Origin of the sequence: Ruegeria conchae (assembly GCF_000192475.1) — a bacterium.
GTDB classification, from domain to species: domain Bacteria; phylum Pseudomonadota; class Alphaproteobacteria; order Rhodobacterales; family Rhodobacteraceae; genus Ruegeria; species Ruegeria conchae.
The window spans coordinates 129632-147413 of the sequence record NZ_AEYW01000003.1 but is presented as its reverse complement, the minus strand read 5'-3'; the positions used below and the strand labels follow the sequence as shown (position 1 = coordinate 147413).

Below are 17782 nucleotides of genomic sequence, written 5' to 3'. Positions count from 1 at the left end.
GCGACCTCAAATGAGCCGCCCTTTCTAAGAGTACGTGAAGTTTATTCCGCCGCGATGGCGTCTTCGATCTTTTCGACACGAATGGCCGAGAATTTAAACTCGGGGATCTTGCCATATGGGTCGATGGCCGAGTTGGTCAGGATATTCGCCGCCGCCTCGACATAGGCGAATGGTATAAACACCATGTCCTCGGCAATCGCTCGGTCGGCTCGCACCATGATTTCAATCGAACCGCGGCGAGTAGTCAGACGGATCATCTCGCCCGGCTCAATCCCCATCAGTTTCAACGTACGCGGGTTCATCGAACAGTTCGCTTCAGGTTCTACGGCGTCCAAAACAGTGGCCCGGCGGGTCATCGACCCGGTGTGCCAGTGTTCCAGCTGCCGGCCCGTGGTGGCGATCATCGGGTACTCGTCATCCGGCGCCTCATCCGGCGGAATGACGCTGGCCGGGGTGAACCGGGCCCGGCCATCTGCGCGTGGGAACCCGTCACCGAACACGATGGCCTGTCCCGGATCGGTTTCGCTGAGCGAGGGATAGGTAATGGTCTCGGTCTCCAACCTTTCCCAAGTGATATTGTCGAGCGAGGCCATGGTCAGCTTCATCTCGGCAAAGACCTGGGACACATCCGTGTACTCCCAGTTCAGACCTATGCGCTGCGCAAGCTCGACAGTGATTTTCCAATCCTCGCGCGCCTCACCCGGAGGCGTCACAGCAGGACGCACGCGTTGTACCTGACGGTTGGTGTTGGACACGGTGCCGTTCTTCTCATAGAGCGCCGAGGCGGGCAGGATGATGTCGGCATAGTTCGCCGTTTCGGTCAGGAAGATATCCTGCACGATCATCAGCTCCAGCTTGGCCAGAGCCTCACGCGCGTGGCCTACATCCGGGTCAGACATGGCAGGGTTTTCACCCTGAATGTACATGCCCTTGATGTTGCCTGCGTAAGCCTGATCGATGATCTCGGTGACCGTCAGGCCCTTCTCGTTCGAGAAGTCGCGTTCATCGTTCCAAACATTGTTGAACTTGGCCCGGATGCTGTCATCGGTGACTGACTGATAATCCGGTAGGAACATCGGGATCAGACCCGCATCTGAGGCGCCCTGAACGTTGTTCTGACCCCGCAGCGGGTGAAGACCCGCGCCCGGCTTGCCAACGTTCCCGGTCATCAAGGCCAGCGAGATCAGGCAGCGCGAATTATCGGTTCCGTGGATGTGCTGGCTGACGCCCATACCCCAGAAGATCAGACCGGCCTTGGCTTGTGCAAAGGTGCGCGCCACTCGGCGCAGTTGATCCGGTTCAATACCACAGATCGGCGACATCGCTTCGGGCGTGAACTGGCGCAGATGCTCTTTCTCGGCTTCCCAGTTCTCGGTCCAGCGGTGGATATACTGGCTGTCGTATAGTTCCTCTTCCACAATCACATTCATGATCGCGTTGAGCATCGAGACATCCGCTCCCGGACGGAATTGCAGCATTTCATCGGCAAATTTGCGCATGCCGACGCCGCGCGGGTCCATCACGATCAACTTGCCGCCGCGTTTGGTGAACTGCTTGAAATAAGTCGCGGCTACGGGGTGGTTCTCGATCGGGTTGGCCCCGATGATGATCGCCACATCCGCGTTTTCGATCTCGTTGAAGGTCGCAGTAACAGCGCCGGAGCCGACGTTTTCGATCAGGGCCGCAACAGACGACGCGTGGCACAGACGGGTGCAGTGGTCGACGTTGTTGTGGCGGAAACCCTGACGGATGAACTTCTGGAACAGATAGGCTTCTTCGTTGGTGCACTTGGCCGAGCCGAAGCCTGCAACGCTGCGCGGGTCTTCGTCGCGCAGAGCCTTCAGCTTGGTGGCGGCCAGATCCATCGCCTCTTCCCAAGTCGCTTCGCGGAAATGGGTACTCAGATTGCCCGGATCGACGTTCAGGCCCTTCTCAGGCGCATCTTCACGACGGATCAACGGCGTGGTCAGGCGGTGCGGGTGATGAATGTAGTCAAAACCGAAGCGGCCTTTGACGCACAGACGGCCTTCGTTTGCGGGACCGTTGATACCTTCGACATACTTGACCTTGCCGTCTTTGACCTTCAGCGAGACCTTACAGCCGACACCACAGAACGGGCAGACGCTTTCGGTTTCGCTGTCGTAATCCTTGCTGTCGCCTTTCTGCTGGTCGTCCAGCACAGTGGCAGGCATCAGCGCTCCGGTCGGGCAGGCCTGCACACATTCGCCACAAGCCACACAAGTGGACGCACCCATCGGATCATTCTGGTCGAACACTACCTGCGCAGTATGGCCGCGACCGGCCATGCCGATCACGTCGTTCACCTGCACGTCGCGGCAGGCCCGGACGCAGAGGTTGCAGTTGATGCAGGCATCCAGATTGACGCGCATCGCAACGTGGCTGTCATCCAGCAGGGGAATTTTCTCAGCTTCTTTCGCCGGGAAACGGCTGTCGCTGACATCGTTCAGCTTGGCCATATCCCAGAAGTGGCTGGAGGTGTCGTGTGCTTCCTCAGGCTGATCCGCGACCAACAGCTCCATGACCATGGCACGCGATTTCTCGGCACGCTCGCTGTCGGTCTTAACGACCATACCGTCCGCTGCGGGGCGGATGCACGAGGCGACCAGAGTGCGCTCACCTTCCACCTCGACCATACAGGCGCGGCAGTTGCCGTCGGGTTTGTAACCGGGTTGCGGCTTGTGACACAGGTGCGGGATTGTGAACCCCTGCCCCTTGGCCGCTTCCCAGATGGTCCAGCCCTCGGGCACGGTGACATCTTCGCCATTCAGGTTGAAGGTGACGGTCTTGTTTGGGCTTGCATCAAGCATGGCTGTCTCCCTCAGATTTCGTCAGCGAAATGTTTCATGACAAGGCGGATCGGGTTCGGGGCTGCCTGCCCCAGACCGCAGATCGAGGCGTCGCCCATGACCTGACACAGGTCTTCCAGCAGATCCTGATCCCACTTGTCGGCTTGCATCAGCTTGACCGCCTTTTCGCAGCCTACACGGCAGGGCGTGCACTGGCCGCAGCTTTCGTCTTCGAAGAAGCGCAACATGTTCAGCGCCGCATCGCGCGCGGTGTCCTGATCGGACAGAACCACCACAGCGGCAGAGCCAATAAATGTGCCGTGCGGTTGCAGCGTGTCGAAGTCCAATGGGATATCGTCCATCGACGCGGGCAACAGGCCCGAGGAGGGACCACCCGGCTGATAGGCTTTGAAGGTCTGCCCTTCGGCCATACCACCGGCAGCTTCGATCACATCCAAAATGGTCGAGCCAGCAGGCAGAAGGTAAACACCCGGCTTCGCGACCCGCCCCGAGACCGAATAGCTACGCAAACCCTTGCGACCATTCTTTTCGGTGCTGTTCAGGGATTCAGGCCCTTCACGGCAAACTTTGGTCACCCAATAGAGGGTCTCGACATTGTGCACCAAGGTCGGGCGGTTAAAGACCCCAACCTGCGCCACGAACGGAGGACGGTGACGCGGAAGGCCCTTTTTGCCCTCAATCGACTCGATCATCGCGGATTCTTCACCGCAGATATAGGCACCGGCACCCCGGCGCAGGTCGATATAGCCCGGCTCGACAATGCCCGCGGCTTCCAGCGCGGCGATCTCGCGGCGCAGGATTTCCAAAACTGCAGGGTATTCGTCACGCATGTAGATAAAGCACGTCTCGGCCTCGACCGCCCACGCGGCGATCAGCATACCCTCAAGGAAGACATGCGGCGTGCGCTCAAGATAATAGCGGTCCTTGAATGTGCCCGGCTCACCTTCGTCCCCGTTCACGGCCAGATAGCGCGGGCCTTCGTTCATGCGAACAAAGCCCCATTTCTTGCCTGACGGGAAGCCAGCGCCGCCCAGACCGCGCAGGCCCGAGGACAATACGTCTTCCTGTACCTTTTCCCAGTCGCCACCGTCGCGCAGCTCTTTCAGCTTAGCGTAACCGCCATTCGCCTCGTAGGTCGCGTAGGCTTCATAGTCAGGCAGATGCGCGTGGGTGTCATCGGCAGCAATCGCAGCCTGCACTTTTTCGGGGGTCGCATGGTCGATGTGGTTGTGACCGATCTCAAGCACCGGAGCGGTATCACAGCGGCCCATGCAGGGCGCGCGAACGACACGCACTTGTGAAGCGTCCAAACCGTCTTCCAGCGCCTTTTGCAGCTGTTGGGCACCTGCCATCTCGCAGGACAGGGAATCACAGACACGGATCGTCAAAGCGGGCGGAGGGGTTTCACCCTCTTTCACCACATCGAAATGGGCATAAAAGGTCACCGTTTCGTAGATCTCGGCTTGTCCGATCCGCATTTCAACGGCCAGAGCCGCAATGTGGTCGGCGCTGATATGGCCGTGTTCGTCCTGAATCAAATGCAGGAATTCGATCAGCAGGTCGCGGCGACGCGGGCGGTCGCCCAGCAGACGCGCGATTTCAGCCTGCGCCTCATCCGTGAATTGGCGGCCTTTGGGCGTGTGCCGCCCCTTGCCTTTACCTGACTTCCAGACGCCCTTGGGTGCGCCTGATGGCTTGGTATCTAATGGTGCCATGATGCCCTCCGATTAAGGCTCCGTGTCTCATCAGACTAGCATATCGTCAAATCGCATATCTCAATCGTACGATAACGACAGATTATCACCGTAATGACGCCACCACATCACGTAATGCGCCGACCGTGGGCAATTCCGGGTCGCGAGTCAGGGTCGCCAGACAAATCGGCTTGCTGACCACCGGGTCGACCAAAGGCAGCACTTTGGTATCTTTCAAATCCCCCAGCGCCCGCACCAGCACGCGCGGGATCACAGTGGCAGCCAGCCCCTCGCGCGCCATAACCATCGAGGCAGTGAACCCACTGGTCTCGGCCACAATATCCGGGTGCAAGCCCTGTTCGGCAAATATCCGGTCCAGAATTCGCCGATTCTGCATCTGAGGCTCCAACAGGCTGAGCGGGAACTCGGCCACGCGCGCCCACGGTATCGGGCCTGTCTCATCGGTCATATGCGAAGGGACCAACAGGACGTAGGTTTCTTCGTATAAGGGCTGCACCTGCCGCAGATCAGTACCTATGCTGTCGCCATAGGTGATGCCCGCGTCCAGACTGCCTTCGTCCAACCGGTGTTGGATCGCGGTCGCGGACATGGTCTCGATCCGGGTCACGATACGCGGGTGGGCGTCGCGCAACCGCTTGGTCAGACGCCCGGTGAAGGCAATCGCCGTAGGGATCACGCCGAGGATCAGCGTACCGGTAATCTCTCCCTTGGCAGCCAACACCTGCTGTTCCAAAGCTTTGGTGTCATCGAGAATGCGTCGCGCCCGCTGAACGATCATCTCGCCCTCTTCGGTCAAGCCCTGAAACCGATTGGCGCGCCGGACAATAGAGACACCCAATCGATCCTCGAGATTACGGATGCGCATTGAGAACGCAGGCTGGGAAATGCCACACTCCTCAGCCGCTTTGGCAAAATGGCGATGCCGCGCCAAAGCGCTGAGCAGTTGCAGGTCGCGGATTTCGATCATTTAGGTACATCCTACCCAAAAGGAGAACCGCAGACTATCGCGTTTTCTGAGCGAAGAAAGCCCGAGTTGAACAAACGCGGAAGGGCGAGCGGCTCCGGACTTACATCAGAACCCAAACCACAGAATGTGAAAACACAACGCGAGGGCAATACTTCAGCGTCTGCTGACGCCAAACGCTCAACTTTTGTCAGCCATGGAATTTGTGCTGAAGCAGCTTGATTTTACCGTCTGAAATCGCCACGCTTTTGCGCCAAAGGTTTTCGCTCATTACAGTCGGGTACTCGCTTGCATAGTCACGGTATTTATCGTTGGTTACGGCAAACGAAATTGGCAGGTACTTGAGACACTCAAGAATAAAAACATCCGCTTGAACGCCGCTGGGCACGACATAAATCTCGCTTACGTCGAGCCCAAAAATCTGTTGAAGCAACACCAACGAGTGTCGCTCTCTCCTTGGAATTGCCCCGTGTTCACTCAGTGTATGATAAATGTTTGCATCGAAGAAGCATATGACACGATACCCTTGCGAACGCAGCTGACGGACGATCTCACTCAGCGGTTGGGCATCTAACCCATTGTCATGCCCGAAATGGTAAATATTACTTCCGTCAATAACGACCGTTTTCTCATCAAGTCTAAGACTACGCATAAAGCCAAGACGATCATTGGCTAACAAGAAGTGCTGTTTGCCAACGTTACTTTTGCGACCTGCGGTCAACCAGACAAAAACAAAGGCGCATAGCAAAATTAGGACCGGGTCTATTTTGATATCTGACCATTCCAAGAGCAAACCCAAAGCCAGAGCAAATGTACAAACCAACAAACCAAAGCCTATGAGCTTTTTCAGAATACGCGATACACGTGTGAGACTACCGAGGCCGTGTTCTGCGGCAGAGCTTTTTGAGGAGAGCACCTCACCTAATGTGTTGGATTTAGAAGCAAAATTGCCTCTCATTTGAATACCTTTAGGACAAAATATTTACTAAGATAATCTGAGGAAGCCCGTAAGGGCCTTTAAAGGACTTGACCTGTTTTTAACTCAATTCTTACGACCTCGCCGTCGAATGTTCACGTATTAAACAAAAAATGCATCACATCACCATCCTTGACGATGTACCCCTTGCCCTCTGCCCGCATCTTGCCTGCCTCTTTGGCACCCTGCTCACCATTCGCGGCGATGTAGTCATCATAGGCGATGGTCTCGGCGCGGATGAAACCCTTTTCGAAGTCGCCATGGATCACACCTGCGGCCTGCGGTGCGGCGGTACCGGTGCGGATGGTCCAGGCGCGGGCCTCTTTCGGGCCTACGGTGAAATAGGTTTCCAGCTTGAGCAGATCGTAACCAGCGCGGATCAGGCGGTCGAGGCCGGGTTCTTCCAGCCCCATTTCCTCAAGGAACATCTGCGCTTCCTCGTCTTCCAGCAGGCTGATCTCTTCTTCAATCTTAGCACTGATGATGACATGAGCATTGCCCTGCGCAGCGGCCATCTCGGCAACCTTGGCGGAATACTCATTACCTTCGGCGGCTTCTTCCTCGGACACGTTGCAGACGTAGAGCACCGGCTTAGTCGTCAGAAGCTGCAACATCTTCCAGGCCTTGGCGTCTTCGTCCGAGACTTCGACCAATCGCGCGGGCTTGCCGTTTTCCAGCATCACCTGTGCCTCGGTCAGAAGGCGATCCTGCTGCTGTGCCTCTTTGTCGTTACCCTTCAGCTTGCGCACCAGATTGGCACGGCGCTTTTCGATGCTTTCCAGATCGGCCATCATAAGCTCGGTTTCGATCGTGTCCGCATCCGCCACGGGATCGACACGACCATCCACATGGGTCACATCACCATCCTCAAAACAGCGCAGAACATGAGCAATCGCATCGGTCTCACGGATATTTGCCAGGAATTGGTTGCCAAGTCCTTCGCCCTTTGATGCGCCTTTTACCAGACCGGCGATATCTACAAAGGTCATGCGCGTTGGAATGATCTGTTTAGAACTGGCGATCGCCGCCAATTTGTCCAGGCGATCATCAGGAACAGCAACATCACCCACGTTGGGTTCGATGGTACAGAATGGGAAATTCGCCGCCTGGGCTGCCGCAGTTTTTGTCAGCGCATTGAAGAGGGTCGACTTGCCCACATTCGGCAAACCCACGATTCCCATTTTAAAGCCCATAACGGCCTCCTGATACCATTCGAGCGCCGCTTCTAGGCAGGTCTAGCGCAATGCGCAAGGCGTAGCACTCCCTCCCACCCCCGAGTCTGATCTGCCACATCACGAAATTGGCATGACATTGTGTTCTTGCCCTCATTGAATTCATGCACATACAGTCCCCAATAAAACTAATACCAACGAACGACGGACATAGTAGGTACGATGAAACCCCTTGTTATTCTGGCCTTCGCGCTGGCGGCGGCGACTTCTGCGCAGGCACAATCCATCATTTTCGGCGCTGGCTACGCAGATTACTCCCACAGCGACGGAGACGATCAGGCCATTTTTTCGCTTGAGTATCAGCATCGCCCGTTTCACGAGGCAACTCGGTTCAGCGCAACATGGGGTGGGGCTCTCTCGGTTGATACAGACGGCGACACGCATATTGGTGCCGGATTGATCGGAGTATATAGCTTTGCCGACCGATGGTTTATCGAAGGCAGCGTCATGCCCGGCTACTATAGCGAAGGAAGCGATCAGAATGATTTGGGAGGCAGTTTTCAGATTCGCAGCCTGTTGGGTCTTGGTTATACGCTTGAAAGTGGAAACAAACTGTCGGTTGCCATCACGCACAAATCCAATGCTAGTACGCAGGGCGATAACCCCGGTGTGAACTCACTACTGCTGCGGTATCATTACTCGTTCTGATCTCTAGTCCACCAAGCGGGATTGATTTTCAGCGAAAGTTTCTGCACATCAGGTCCAAACCCGAGTGCAAGGACTTCCGATGACCCGTATCGACGCCAAATTCGCCGCTCTGAAAGAACAGGGCAAAAAGGCATTTGTAGCTTATGTCATGGCCGGGGATCCCGACTATGAAACGTCGCTGGAGGTCGTAAAGGGTTTGCCTGGTGCAGGCGTCGATGTGATCGAACTGGGCCTGCCCTTTACCGACCCGATGGCGGATGGCCCCACCATCCAGGCCGCAGGTCAACGGGCGTTGGATGGCGGGATGACGTTGCAGCGCACGCTTGATCTGGCACGCGCTTTCCGCGAAACCGATGATACCACGCCGATTGTGCTGATGGGATACTACAACCCGATCTACAGTCGAGGAGTTGAGACCTTTCTGGCGGATGCAAAGTCTGCCGGAATTGACGGGCTGATCGTCGTCGACCTGCCACCTGAAGAAGACGAAGAGCTTTGCCTGCCAGCACAGGCTGCCGGGTTGAACTTTATCAGGCTGGCAACACCGACAACCGACGATAACCGCCTACCTCGCGTGCTGCAGAACACGTCTGGCTTTGTTTATTACGTGTCGATTACCGGTATCACCGGCGCTGCTGAGGCGCAGGCGGCCGATGTCGGACCCGAGGTTGCACGGATCAAAGCCGCAACCGATTTACCGGTCATTGTCGGGTTCGGGATCAATACGCCAGAGAAGTCACGCAACATTGCCAGCGTGTCAGATGGTGCCGTTGTCGGGTCCGCAATAGTCAGCCAAATCGGGTCTGGAAAACCAGTGACTGAGGTGTTGGACTTCGTCAAATCACTTGCTGACGGCGCGCACACCGCCTGATAACTCATTATATCTCAAATCGGTATCCACCGCAGCTGGCGTTCAACTTGCTGCGGTATTTTTCGTTTTAAACCACGTGGCGACCAACCGCAGTTGATCGCCATTGCAGAGCAATAGAAAAATTGGTAAAGAAACTTAACCAATCCTGCGGAAGCCAGATCCATGCCTACAATTACCAATATCGAAGATCTCAAACGGATCTATGAACGCCGGGTGCCCCGCATGTTTTTTGATTATGCGGAAAGCGGCAGCTGGACGGAACAAACATTCCGCGAGAACACCTCGGATTTCGAAGACATCCGTCTGCGTCAGCGGGTGGCCGTAGACATGACCGGACGCTCGACCGCGTCGCAGATGATCGGACAGGATGTGTCGATGCCGGTGGCACTGGCTCCGGTAGGTCTCACAGGCATGCAACATGCAGATGGTGAGATCAAAGCGGCCAAAGCTGCCGAGGCCTTTGGCGTGCCCTTCACCCTTTCGACGATGTCAATCAACTCGATCGAAGATGTTGCTGAAAACACGACTGCTCCGTTCTGGTTCCAACTCTATACAATGAAGGATCAGGACTACGTCGGGCGACTGATCCAGCGCGCGAAGGATGCGAAATGCTCGGCCTTGGTCATCACGCTCGACCTGCAAATCCTCGGTCAACGACACAAGGACTTGAAGAATGGCCTGTCTGCACCGCCAAAACTGACACCAAAAACCATTGCCAACCTGATGACAAAATGGGCCTGGGGTATCGAAATGCTGAGTGCCAAACGTCGGGAGTTCGGCAATATCGTCGGCCATGTCGACAGCATCACCGATACCCGCTCACTGGGAACATGGACTGCTGAACAGTTCGATCCCAGCCTCGACTGGGACAAGGTTGAGAAGCTGATGGAACAGTGGGGCGGCAAAGTAATCCTCAAGGGTATATTGGACGCCGAAGACGCAAAGATGGCCGCCAAGCTGGGTGCGGACGCCATCGTCGTATCAAATCACGGCGGGCGACAGCTGGACGGTGCGCTTAGTTCAATCCGGGTTCTGCCCGAGATCATGGATGCCGTTGGCAATGATGTCGAAGTGCATCTGGATAGCGGCATTCGTTCGGGGCAAGACGTGCTAAAGGCTCTGGCGCTTGGGGCCAAAGGAACCTTCATAGGCCGCGCCTTTGTTTATGGGCTGGGTGCGATGGGTCAGAATGGTGTGACGACGGCTTTGGAGGTAATCCAGAAAGAGCTCGATACAACGATGGCACTTTGCGGTGAGCGCAACGTGGCTGATCTGGGGCGCCACAATCTTCTGGTCCCGGAAGACTTCGGCGGCCGCTGGCAGGCCTGATCCTCGACTTACCAAAAAAAGGGGGCGCTGCCCCCGCCGCCTTTGGGCGTCTCCCCCGAGATATTTGCAGTCCAATGAAGAAGTGGACCCCATCTTCATCTGGCCCTAAATATCCCGGAGCGCGAGGCAGAGCCTCGCAAAATTCCTCAGGCCACAAAAAGCCCTTTCCAAACCAATTGAATCAAGCTAAGGACGCGGCTTCACGCGGGCATACAGCCTTGGAGGATGCCCGCCCTAACATTGGAGAATTATCATGGCTGGAGAGATTCCTGATCTCGTAGCTCTGGAACGGACGGGGACAGGCAAGGGCGCCGCTCGTCAAGCACGCCGCGACGGCATGGTTCCGGGCATTGTGTTTGGGGGCGACAAAGACCCGCTGCCGATCCAAATCCCGTTCAACGTCCTGTTCAAGCGACTGAAAGCAGGCCGGTTCAAGTCGACCCTGTGGAACCTGAAGGTTGAAGGCCACGAAGACGTTCGCGTCATCTGCCGCGACGTTCAGCGTGACGTGGTCAAAGACCTGCCGACCCACCTGGACCTGATGCGCCTGCGTCGGACCACAAAGATCGCGCTGTTCATACCTGTTGAATTCGTCAACGAAGAAGCGGCCCCCGGCATCAAGAAGGGTGGCGTTCTGACCGTTGTGCGTCCGGAAGTTGAACTGTTGTGCACCGCGGGTGACATTCCTGAGAAGATCACCGTTGATCTGACTGGCATGGAAATCAACGACGTTGTCACCATTTCTTCGGTTGATCTGCCTGCTGGCACCAAACCAACCATCGATCGTGACTTCGTGATCGCCAACGTTTCGGCACCCACCGGTCTGTCGACAAGCGACGATGAAGAGGGTGAAGAGGGCGAAGTTGCAGCTGATGAAGTTGAAGTCATCGGCCAGGACGAAGCTGAAGAATAAGTTCGGATCATATCCGAATAGTGTAACGGGGCTCGTTTGTAGCCCCGTTTTTTTATGCAGATGTTGGGCTGGAAACGAGACGGTAAGATGTGGCATCAACCGCTGAGATTACGCTGTTAAGGACGATGCGATGAAACTGTTTGTCGGCTTAGGAAATCCCGGGCAGAAATACGCCCGTAACCGGCACAATATCGGGTTTATGGCATTGGAGCGGATCGCCGAAGACCATGGCTTTGGCCCTTGGAAATCTAAGTTTCAGGCTGAGATCGCCGAAGGTCGCCTGGGCGGGCAGAAAGTGCTGCTGGTTAAACCTCAGACATTTATGAACCGTTCGGGCCAGTCCGTGGGCGAGGCAATGCGGTTCTACAAACTCGATTCGACCGACGTGACCGTCTTCCACGATGAGCTTGATTTGGCCCCGGGCAAGGTACGTGTGAAAGCTGGCGGTGGACATGCGGGACATAACGGGTTGCGGTCGATCCACGAACATATCAGTTCGGCCTATGATCGCGTGCGGCTGGGCATTGGCCATCCGGGTCGGAAGGAAATGGTATCACCTTATGTTCTGAGCGACTTTGCGAAAGCCGATGCAGACTGGCTGGATAGCGTCCTGCGCGGGGTTTCGGATGGTGTGGATTATCTTGCCGATGACGAAAGCGGCAAGTTCATGAATGCTGTAGCTTTGCGAACCGCTCCGCCAAGATCGTCGAAGCAGTCTGGCAAACCTGAAAGCCCCCCCCAAAAGAGCGTCGAGGCCGTATCTGTGCCAGATGAGCGTTCGGCCATGCAGAAGCTGCTGGACAAATTCAGGTAATGCTTCCGCAACGTAGCAATTGCGTAATGGAACTGACCGGGGTCCACTGTCAGGTGTAATAGGAGACTTCGAATGAGATCTGCTTTTAAGTGGCTGCTACGTCTTGTGTTTGCTCTGGCGTTAGCGGCGTTTGTGGTCGGCTTTTGGAAACGCGAGGAGATTCAACGCCTGATGGCCGTGAACTCTTTGTTTTCAGAAGAAAAGATCGTGCATAATTTTTCGCACATGGACGAGGCGTTTCTGACCACCGATTTGCCGCGCGGTGACAGCCCGACCTGGGAACTGCCTTATGGCCCCGGTTTCGATCTGCCCGATGAAACTGACCAGTGGATCGAAGATCGCGCAGTAACATCTTTGCTTGTGATGCAAGACGGAGCGATCCGGTTTGAGGAGTATTATCTGGGCACCGGACCCGATGACCGGAGAATTTCGTGGTCAGTTGCAAAAAGCTATTTGTCGGCCCTGTTTGGTATTCTGATGGCAGAGGGCGCTATTTCATCGCTGGATGACCCGGTTGCACAATACGCCCCAGAGCTCAAGGGCAGCGCCTATGACACTGCGACGATCCGCAATGTCTTGAATATGGCCAGCGGTGTGACCTTCGACGAAGACTATCTGGACTACAATTCTGATATAAACCGAATGGGGCGTGTGGTTGCCTTGGGGGGTGAGTTGGATGATTTTGCGGCCTCACTGCAGGACAGCTTCGTCGCGCCGGGCGAAACTTGGCAATATGTGTCCATAGACACCCATGTAATCGGAATGGTTATCCGGGGCGCGACAGGGCGCAGCGTCGCAGAGCTGCTGACCGAGAAAGTGATCGAGCCGCTGGGGTTGGAGCGGGACGGCTACTACATCACCGATGGCGCAGGCGTTGCATTTGTTTTGGGCGGTCTCAACTTCACAACGCGCGATTTTGCACGGTTCGGGCAGTTGATTTTGCAGGGTGGCGAACGCGATGGCCGGCAGATTGTACCTGCGGATTGGATCGACACATCTACTTGGCCTAGCGCCCCGACAGACCCCGGCGAGATCGGTTATGGCTATCAGTGGTGGATACCTGTTGGGGCGCATGAGGGTGAATTCATGGCGCGCGGCATCTATGGCCAGTATATCTATTTCGACCAGCCACGCGGGGTCTTGATCGTGACAACTGGCGCTGACCGAAAGTTCCGCGATCCTGGCGTCAACGAGCTGAATGTCGAAATGTTCCGCAAAATTGCGCAAAGCCTGTAAGATGCAGCCATGCAAAAGCTAGACAGCATCAATGTTCTGGGAGGCGTACTCGCCTCTTGCTCTCGCGATCCTCTGACCGGGTTCTTTCGCGACGGCGTTTGCAACACCTGCCCGGAAGACCAGGGCAGCCACACGGTTTGCGCAGTAATGACCGCTGAGTTTTTGGCGTACTCGAAATATGTCGGCAATGACTTGAGCACGCCTCGACCTGAATTCGATTTCCCAGGTCTCAAACCCGGCGATAGCTGGTGCCTATGTGCGTCGCGCTTCTTGCAAGCCTATGACGAGGGCTGTGCACCCCTGGTCCACCTTGAAGCCACCCATCAGAGAGCGTTGGATGTCGTTCCCCTGCATATCCTGCAGGCGCAGCGTTCCGAAGACGAGACCTAGATCGCGGTAGCCCGATATCCACGTGACGTGCGTGAGGGTGGCCCGGTCGGAAAGCTGTGTTCAGCTTGCAGATCCCATCCTGAGCGGGACAACATTTTCACCACCGTCTCTGGCCTGTAGGTCCGGTGCCGCCACTGAAACCAGATGATCGCATTGCACCAATGCGGTTTGCTCACGACCAGCCAGAGCATCGCACCGGGTTCGGCAAGATCGCGCATTTGGCGCAGAGCCTCAGTAGGGTCGGCGCAATGTTCCAGAACATGCGCGGCCAGTAGGCAGTCAAATCGGGCCTCCGGTTGAAAATCGTCCAATCGGGATTGAATGAGCGTCGCATCGAATCCGCGGCGCTGCAAAGCTGAATGCGCCAAGTGCAGCATCCGGGCAGAAGGCTCGAGCAGCGCGATGTCACCTTCGGGCCGGATGACAGTGCGTGCTTCGGCGAAAGCACCCGTCCCACACCCGATATCCAGCGCATTACGCCCCAAGTCTGCAAGCGGATCTGACGACAGAAATCCTAGGTAGGCATCAAAATAACCTAACAGCCGCATCTTATCCGCCCAGCCGGGGGCTGCTTGATCGTATTTTTGGTCAAGCCGATCAAGTTCAGCCTTTGAGGATGCGCTGCTCATGATTAGCAAACTGGCACAGTTCCTCAAAGGCGCAAAGCCTGTTTTGGGTGATCAGTCTGCTGTACGGCCTTCGGTGTCGGACATGTCGAAGTTCAGGTATTGCGCAACCGTCTGCACATCCTTGTCGCCGCGTCCGCACATGTTCATGCAGATCAGGTGATCTTTGGGCAAATCTGGTGCGATCTTCATCACATGCGCCAGCGCATGACTGGGCTCAAGCGCCGGGATGATGCCCTCGGTCGCACAGCACAGCTGAAACGCCTCCAGTGCCTCTTTGTCGGTGATTGAGACATAGTTGGCACGGCCGATATCGTTCAGCCAGGAATGCTCAGGCCCGATCCCCGGATAATCCAGACCCGCCGAGATGGAATAGCCTTCCAGAATCTGCCCATCGTCATCCTGCAACAGATAAGTGCGATTACCGTGCAGCACGCCGGGGCGACCGCCGGTCAGCGAGGCACAATGCTCCATCTTTTCATTCACGCCCTTGCCGCCTGCTTCGACGCCGATGATGTTGACCTCTTTGTCATCAAGGAACGGATAGAACAGGCCCATCGCATTCGAACCACCGCCAATGGCTGCGATAATGGTGTCGGGTAGACGGCCTTCGGCCTTGTGCATCTGCTCTTTGGCTTCCTTACCGATGATCGACTGGAAATCGCGTACCATCGCCGGGTACGGGTGCGGACCGGCCACTGTGCCGATGCAATAGAACGTGTCGCGCACATTGGTTACCCAGTCGCGCAGCGCGTCGTTCATCGCGTCTTTCAGCGTACCCCGACCGCTTGTCACCGGAATCACCTCAGCCCCAAGCAGGCGCATACGGAATACATTCGGGGCCTGACGCTGTACGTCATGCGCGCCCATATAAACGATGCACTTCAGGCCGAACTTGGCACAGACGGTAGCGGTGGCTACGCCGTGCTGCCCTGCCCCAGTTTCCGCGATGATCCGGGTCTTACCCATGCGGCGCGCGAGAATGATCTGGCCCAGCACGTTATTAATCTTATGCGCACCAGTGTGGTTCAGTTCATCGCGCTTCAGATAGATTTTGGCCCCGCCTAGATGCTCGGTCAGGCGTTCCGCGTAATACAGCGGCGAGGGGCGGCCCACATAGTTGGCCCACAGATCATCCATCTCGGCCCAGAAAGTAGGGTCATCCTTGGCTTTGTTATATTCCTCTTCCAGCGACAGGATCAGCGGCATCAGCGTTTCGCTGACGAACCGTCCGCCGAAGATGCCGAAACGGCCCTGCTCATCCGGGCCGGACATGAAGGAGTTAAAAAGATCGTTGGCCATGGGTGTCTCCACTCGTCGTACGCGACTTTCATAGGTGGTAGCGGCAGGATTTGCCATGGCAAAACGCATCATTGCTGATCCCGGACGCATTGCGCCCAGACCTTCAAAGCCTGATCCCTGCTAGGGACAGCGATGCAGGGAAAATGGTGGAATTCATAGGTTTTGGCCAAGCGTGAAGCCGCATCCACCACACATCGATGCGGGCCCGATTGGGCGAATGTCAGCATAGCCTCTACGTCTTCCCAAACACTGAGTGAAAAAAACATGCCCTGATGTAAAAAGACCTGTGCTTCCAGGCATAATGGATCGCCGCGCGCCTGAAGCAACGCCTGACGCGCCCGCCAGAATAGCTCCGGCCCGTAGTACCATCGTCTTAACGAAACACCGCCAATTGCCGCAAGCATCGTCGTCTCCCCTTTTCCGGAGATACGCAGCAGACAATTGTTCAGATCACCGTGTGGCGTCGATAAATGCGCTGATCAAGGCCTCATCCTTGATACCCGGAGCACTTTCAACGCCCGAAGCGACGTCCACTTGCCGGGCTCCCGTGGTACGAATGGCCTCCGCCACGTTGTCGGGAGTTAAACCACCCGCCAGCATCCACGGCTTGCGCCAATACTTCCGCCCGGCCATAAGACGCCAATCGAACGCCAAGCCGTTGCCGCCCGGTAGAACAGCATTTTTTGGTGGTTTGGCATCGATCAAAATCTGGTCAGCGACGTCGCTAAAGGCATCAATCGCATCCAAGTCTTCGGCATCAGCCACTCCAATGACCTTCATCACTGGCAACCCATAGCGTGATTTGATTTCCGAAACCCGTTTGATGCTTTCGCCACCGTGCAACTGCAACATATCGAACGGTACGGTTTCGGTAATCTGATCCAAAACCTCGTTCGACGCATTCACAACCAAAGCCACCTTAGCGACCCCAACAGGCACAGATTGCATCAACACTGCCGCTTGCTCAGCGGTTACATAACGCGGCGATTTAGGAAAGAAATTGAAGCCAAGATACCGTGCACCTGCTTCAACTGCCGCACGCACATGATCAGGCGCGGTCAGACCGCATATTTTGACACTGATTTCACCGGACATGGTCGGCCTCAGCTTGCCTCATCCAGCAGAGCGAGCACATCATCCTGCCCATCGTTCTGCTTTTTCTTGAGCTTCTTGACCTCGCGCTCAAGCTTGCGCACTTCGCTTTTCTTCACAGTGGCGTCTTTACGGTGCTTGTGCTCACGCAGCCACTCCCAAAGGAAGCCGATGACCAGACCGGCCACAACGCCACCAAGGACAACCAAAAACAAAGGGAGCGAGGTTGAAAAGTTGAACCCAAGCAACTCTGCCAGTGCAGTCGGCATCAGCTTCAATTCAACCAGCTCACGATTGGCCAGAGAGATGGAGACCAATATGATCCCTAAGGCAGCCAGAAAAGCATAACGAATGTAGCGCATCATGACTTACGCTTTACCGTTCAACCGATCCCTTAGCAACTTGCCGGTCTTGAAAAACGGAACACATTTTTCTTCAACCTGTACGGTTTCACCAGTACGGGGATTCCGTCCGACACGTGCATCGCGTTTTTTCACGGAGAAAGCGCCAAATCCACGCAGCTCAACGCGATCGCCGCGCGACATTGCATCGGTCACTTCTTCAAAAACTGTATTTACAATCCGTTCGACGTCGCGCTGATAAAGATGCGGGTTTTCGTCGGCGATTTTTTGAATCAGTTCTGAACGGATCATGCGTAATACCCTCCCAGGCGTCCGGTATGTCTGGTCTACTGATTTGACAGTATAGGAAAAAACCCGGTTTGGGGGAACGCATACTCTGCATCGATTGGACTTATTTTGCCACATTCTAACGCGAATATTAGCGCACAAGCTCGTTTTCTACACCTATTGAGCGAACATGACGGGGAAAAACCCGGATAATTGG

Annotated in this window: 18 protein-coding genes; 7 read left to right on the top strand and 11 right to left on the bottom strand. The window is 55.9% G+C overall.

Annotated features, from left to right (window positions below; genetic code table 11):
- Window positions 1–41 precede the first annotated feature (41 nt).
- The 5 genes from fdhF to ychF form a co-directional block, all read right to left on the bottom strand.
- The gene (gene fdhF / locus G7G_RS0102735; protein WP_010438071.1) at window positions 42–2828 is read right to left on the bottom strand and encodes a formate dehydrogenase subunit alpha; all 2787 of its coding nucleotides are present in this window, start codon (window positions 2826–2828) and stop codon (window positions 42–44) included.
- An 11-nt stretch (window positions 2829–2839) separates the two neighbouring features.
- Window positions 2840–4543, bottom strand: coding sequence for an NAD(P)H-dependent oxidoreductase subunit E (locus tag G7G_RS0102730; RefSeq protein WP_010438069.1), 1704 nt, complete (start codon window positions 4541–4543; stop codon window positions 2840–2842).
- Window positions 4544–4628: 85 nt separating this feature from the next.
- Complete coding sequence (locus tag G7G_RS0102725; protein ID WP_010438067.1) at window positions 4629–5510, bottom strand: LysR family transcriptional regulator; 882 nt, start codon at window positions 5508–5510, stop codon at window positions 4629–4631.
- Window positions 5511–5697: 187 nt separating this feature from the next.
- Window positions 5698–6465, bottom strand: a complete 768-nt coding sequence (locus tag G7G_RS0102720) for an NYN domain-containing protein (RefSeq protein ID WP_010438065.1) — start codon at window positions 6463–6465, stop codon at window positions 5698–5700.
- 113 nt (window positions 6466–6578) lie between these two features.
- On the bottom strand, window positions 6579–7676 hold the full coding sequence (gene ychF, locus G7G_RS0102715; RefSeq protein WP_010438063.1) for a redox-regulated ATPase YchF: 1098 nt from the start codon (window positions 7674–7676) through the stop codon (window positions 6579–6581).
- A 201-nt stretch (window positions 7677–7877) separates the two neighbouring features.
- Between ychF and G7G_RS0102710 the strand changes: the two genes are divergently transcribed.
- The 7 genes from G7G_RS0102710 (at window position 7878) to G7G_RS0102675 (ending at window position 13916) form a co-directional block, all read left to right on the top strand.
- Window positions 7878–8363 (top strand): acyloxyacyl hydrolase, encoded by a 486-nt coding sequence (locus G7G_RS0102710; protein ID WP_010438061.1) that lies wholly within the window; start codon window positions 7878–7880, stop codon window positions 8361–8363.
- Between the two features lie 79 nt (window positions 8364–8442).
- Window positions 8443–9234 carry a tryptophan synthase subunit alpha gene (gene trpA / locus G7G_RS0102705; RefSeq protein ID WP_010438059.1) on the top strand — a complete coding sequence of 264 codons (792 nt, stop codon included), beginning with the start codon at window positions 8443–8445 and terminating at the stop codon, window positions 9232–9234.
- 162 nt (window positions 9235–9396) lie between these two features.
- Window positions 9397–10563, top strand: a complete 1167-nt coding sequence (locus tag G7G_RS0102695; protein WP_010438057.1) for an alpha-hydroxy acid oxidase — start codon at window positions 9397–9399, stop codon at window positions 10561–10563.
- A 253-nt stretch (window positions 10564–10816) separates the two neighbouring features.
- On the top strand, window positions 10817–11476 hold the full coding sequence (locus tag G7G_RS0102690) for a 50S ribosomal protein L25/general stress protein Ctc (RefSeq protein ID WP_010438055.1): 660 nt from the start codon (window positions 10817–10819) through the stop codon (window positions 11474–11476).
- Window positions 11477–11606: 130 nt separating this feature from the next.
- On the top strand, window positions 11607–12290 hold the full coding sequence (gene pth / locus G7G_RS0102685; protein WP_010438054.1) for an aminoacyl-tRNA hydrolase: 684 nt from the start codon (window positions 11607–11609) through the stop codon (window positions 12288–12290).
- A gap of 72 nt (window positions 12291–12362) precedes the next feature.
- Window positions 12363–13526, top strand: coding sequence for a serine hydrolase domain-containing protein (locus tag G7G_RS0102680; RefSeq protein WP_010438053.1), 1164 nt, complete (start codon window positions 12363–12365; stop codon window positions 13524–13526).
- 9 nt (window positions 13527–13535) lie between these two features.
- Window positions 13536–13916, top strand: a complete 381-nt coding sequence (locus tag G7G_RS0102675; RefSeq protein ID WP_010438050.1) for a DUF2237 family protein — start codon at window positions 13536–13538, stop codon at window positions 13914–13916.
- Here the strand turns inward: G7G_RS0102675 and G7G_RS0102670 are convergent.
- From G7G_RS0102670 to ihfB, 6 genes are all read right to left on the bottom strand, one after another.
- Window positions 13913–14545, bottom strand: coding sequence for a class I SAM-dependent methyltransferase (locus G7G_RS0102670; protein WP_010438048.1), 633 nt, complete (start codon window positions 14543–14545; stop codon window positions 13913–13915). The genes G7G_RS0102675 and G7G_RS0102670 overlap by 4 nt on opposite strands.
- A gap of 51 nt (window positions 14546–14596) precedes the next feature.
- Window positions 14597–15844, bottom strand: coding sequence for a tryptophan synthase subunit beta (gene trpB / locus G7G_RS0102665; protein WP_010438046.1), 1248 nt, complete (start codon window positions 15842–15844; stop codon window positions 14597–14599).
- Between the two features lie 68 nt (window positions 15845–15912).
- Window positions 15913–16248 (bottom strand): hypothetical protein, encoded by a 336-nt coding sequence (locus G7G_RS0102660; protein WP_010438044.1) that lies wholly within the window; start codon window positions 16246–16248, stop codon window positions 15913–15915.
- Between the two features lie 46 nt (window positions 16249–16294).
- Window positions 16295–16939 (bottom strand): phosphoribosylanthranilate isomerase, encoded by a 645-nt coding sequence (locus tag G7G_RS0102655; protein ID WP_010438043.1) that lies wholly within the window; start codon window positions 16937–16939, stop codon window positions 16295–16297.
- A gap of 8 nt (window positions 16940–16947) precedes the next feature.
- Window positions 16948–17298 (bottom strand): lipopolysaccharide assembly protein LapA domain-containing protein, encoded by a 351-nt coding sequence (locus G7G_RS0102650; protein ID WP_029621676.1) that lies wholly within the window; start codon window positions 17296–17298, stop codon window positions 16948–16950.
- Window positions 17299–17304: 6 nt separating this feature from the next.
- Window positions 17305–17589, bottom strand: a complete 285-nt coding sequence (gene ihfB, locus G7G_RS0102645) for an integration host factor subunit beta (RefSeq protein ID WP_008758048.1) — start codon at window positions 17587–17589, stop codon at window positions 17305–17307.
- Between the last annotated feature and the right edge of the window lie 193 nt (window positions 17590–17782).

Coding starts and splice junctions, on each gene's coding strand:
- ychF (WP_010438063.1), bottom strand. CDS start 7,676: ATGGGCTTTAAAATGGGAATCGTGGGTTTGCCGAATGTGGGCAAGTCG.
- G7G_RS0102670 (WP_010438048.1), bottom strand. CDS start 14,545: ATGAGCAGCGCATCCTCAAAGGCTGAACTTGATCGGCTTGACCAAAAA.
- trpA (WP_010438059.1), top strand. CDS start 8,443: ATGACCCGTATCGACGCCAAATTCGCCGCTCTGAAAGAACAGGGCAAA.
- G7G_RS0102695 (WP_010438057.1), top strand. CDS start 9,397: ATGCCTACAATTACCAATATCGAAGATCTCAAACGGATCTATGAACGC.
- G7G_RS0102675 (WP_010438050.1), top strand. CDS start 13,536: ATGCAAAAGCTAGACAGCATCAATGTTCTGGGAGGCGTACTCGCCTCT.
- G7G_RS0102655 (WP_010438043.1), bottom strand. CDS start 16,939: ATGTCCGGTGAAATCAGTGTCAAAATATGCGGTCTGACCGCGCCTGAT.
- pth (WP_010438054.1), top strand. CDS start 11,607: ATGAAACTGTTTGTCGGCTTAGGAAATCCCGGGCAGAAATACGCCCGT.
- G7G_RS0102650 (WP_029621676.1), bottom strand. CDS start 17,298: ATGCGCTACATTCGTTATGCTTTTCTGGCTGCCTTAGGGATCATATTG.
- G7G_RS0102725 (WP_010438067.1), bottom strand. CDS start 5,510: ATGATCGAAATCCGCGACCTGCAACTGCTCAGCGCTTTGGCGCGGCAT.
- G7G_RS0102660 (WP_010438044.1), bottom strand. CDS start 16,248: ATGCTTGCGGCAATTGGCGGTGTTTCGTTAAGACGATGGTACTACGGG.
- G7G_RS0102720 (WP_010438065.1), bottom strand. CDS start 6,465: ATGAGAGGCAATTTTGCTTCTAAATCCAACACATTAGGTGAGGTGCTC.
- G7G_RS0102680 (WP_010438053.1), top strand. CDS start 12,363: ATGAGATCTGCTTTTAAGTGGCTGCTACGTCTTGTGTTTGCTCTGGCG.
- fdhF (WP_010438071.1), bottom strand. CDS start 2,828: ATGCTTGATGCAAGCCCAAACAAGACCGTCACCTTCAACCTGAATGGC.
- ihfB (WP_008758048.1), bottom strand. CDS start 17,589: ATGATCCGTTCAGAACTGATTCAAAAAATCGCCGACGAAAACCCGCAT.
- G7G_RS0102690 (WP_010438055.1), top strand. CDS start 10,817: ATGGCTGGAGAGATTCCTGATCTCGTAGCTCTGGAACGGACGGGGACA.
- G7G_RS0102730 (WP_010438069.1), bottom strand. CDS start 4,543: ATGGCACCATTAGATACCAAGCCATCAGGCGCACCCAAGGGCGTCTGG.
- G7G_RS0102710 (WP_010438061.1), top strand. CDS start 7,878: ATGAAACCCCTTGTTATTCTGGCCTTCGCGCTGGCGGCGGCGACTTCT.
- trpB (WP_010438046.1), bottom strand. CDS start 15,844: ATGGCCAACGATCTTTTTAACTCCTTCATGTCCGGCCCGGATGAGCAG.